The organism is Neobacillus drentensis (assembly GCF_036962125.1).
GTDB lineage: Bacteria > Bacillota > Bacilli > Bacillales > Cytobacillaceae > Neobacillus > Neobacillus drentensis_B.
Genome location: NZ_JBALOA010000046.1, coordinates 1 through 2076, shown reverse-complemented (window position 1 = coordinate 2076; position 2076 = coordinate 1). Strand labels below are relative to the sequence as shown.

Sequence of the window (2076 nt, the reverse complement as noted above, 5' to 3'; positions counted from 1 at the left end):
GAGGTTGGTACAAAGATGCAGCGTGCACAATGGTTTGGGATTTTGTGAACGACATAGTCCCAGCAACCAACATCACGTTGTATGCCAAATGGACAGCTAATAGCTATACGGTGAATTTTGATAGTCAGGATGGCAGTGCAGTATTAGGATTTAATGCAAATTACAATTCAAAGATTACGGCTCCAACAGCACCAACTAAGGTAGGTTACAGATTCGGAGGTTGGTACAAAGATGCAGCGTGCACAACGGCCTGGGATTTTGCGAATGATACCATAACAGCAAGCAATATTACTTTGTATGCGAAATGGACGATTAATAGTTATACGGTGAATTTTGATAGTCAGGGTGGCAGTGCAGTAACCGACATTCATGCAAATTACCATTCAACGATTACAGCCCCACAATCGCCGACTAAAGTTGGCTACACCTTCGGAGGGTGGTACAAGGATGGAGACTGCACAACGGCTTGGGATTTTATGAACGACATAGTCCCAGCAACCAACATCACGTTGTATGCCAAATGGATAACTAATAATTATACAGTGAATTTTGATAGTCAGGGCGGTAGTGCCATAACCGGCATATATGCAAACTACCATTCAAAAATTACAGCACCAACAGCCCCAACTAAGGTTGGTTACACATTTGGAGGTTGGTACAAGGATGCAGCCTGTACAACGGAATGGGATTTTGCAAATGACACAGTCTCAAATAACACAACATTGTATGCAAAGTGGAATATCAATTCTTACACAGTTACGTTCAACAGCCAAGGGGGAAGTACTGTTAAATCCGTGAAAGTGAATTACAATTCTCTTATTCAAACACCAACGTCTCCAACAAGGGCCGGTTATACGTTTGTTGGTTGGTACAAAGAGCCTTCTGGTGTAAATGTATGGAGCTTTGCGACACAAAAGGTATTGAATAATACAACTCTCTATGCAAAATGGGTTGCAAATCCGACCCATCCAACTAATGTGAAAGCAGTTTCTTCTTCATACAATAGTGTGAATGTTAGTTGGGGAGCTATAACTGGAGCATCTGGATATGAAATTTATCGAGCAACTTCAAGCGGTGGAAACTATTCATTATTAACATCTACAACAAAAAATAGTTTTAGCAACACAGGACTGACTGCTAACAATATGTATTACTATAAAGTAAGAGCATATAAATTGGTTGGCTCAACAAAAGTGTATAGCGGTTGGTCAGTTGTAGTAAGTGCAAAACCGATACCTTCAACACCTGTAGGATTAAAGCTAGTAAAAGCGACAACTACCAGCATCAAAGCAACTTGGACTGTAGTAACTGGTGCAACCAAATACGAGGTATGGGTTGCTACAAGTAGCATAGGAGTATTTGCTAAAAAGGCGGAAGTTTCATCTGCTACAGGTACAATTACTGGTTTATCTAGAGGAAAGACATACTACATTAAGGTACGCGCTTATCGCTTGATTGGTAAAACAAAGGTTTATAGTGGTTATTCAAAAGTGGCGGTATTAAAGATTTAAGCTATACTTTTAAAAACGAGTTAATATCGGTGCCTGTCACGCCTCGGTGATTGAACACACAAAACCATGCTATTCTTTCTAGCATGGTTTTTCTGTGTTATTGACCTAAAGTGCCTCCAGCTCACATCGCTCCTGGATTCGTCCTTCAAAAAATCTACTAATTTTTTGTTATGTTTCTACAAATTATTTTTGGCTTATACATGAATGAAACAGAATTACCGAGGGATAACACCGTTTTAAACAAACGATTGATTGATAGGGAAATTTGCTGAAAAATGGACAAGGAATGTGTTAATGCTAGTAATAGGGTGAAAAACTGATATTTTCCTATAAGGCATAGAATATAAATGATTTTAAATAGTAGATAAGGATAGAATGGAGATGCACCTATATATATAAACTTTCTGTTGCATAATTCAATAGTAGGTGTTATGATATAAAAGTTGCTTTTAACGAAGGTTTTATTAGTTAAAAGTGATAGAAAAACAGTTAAAAAATTATATTGACATAGTAATAGAGATACGATATAATAATCAATGTCGCTTCTGACAAGATGAATTGTTCT

The 2076-nt window shown here is 37.9% G+C and carries 1 protein-coding gene; it reads left to right on the top strand.

Going from position 1 to position 2076, the window contains the following annotated elements:
* A partial coding sequence (locus V7121_RS24665; protein WP_335548235.1) for an InlB B-repeat-containing protein occupies positions 1-1511 on the top strand: 1511 nt, incomplete at its 5' end.
* Positions 1512-2076 lie beyond the last annotated feature (565 nt).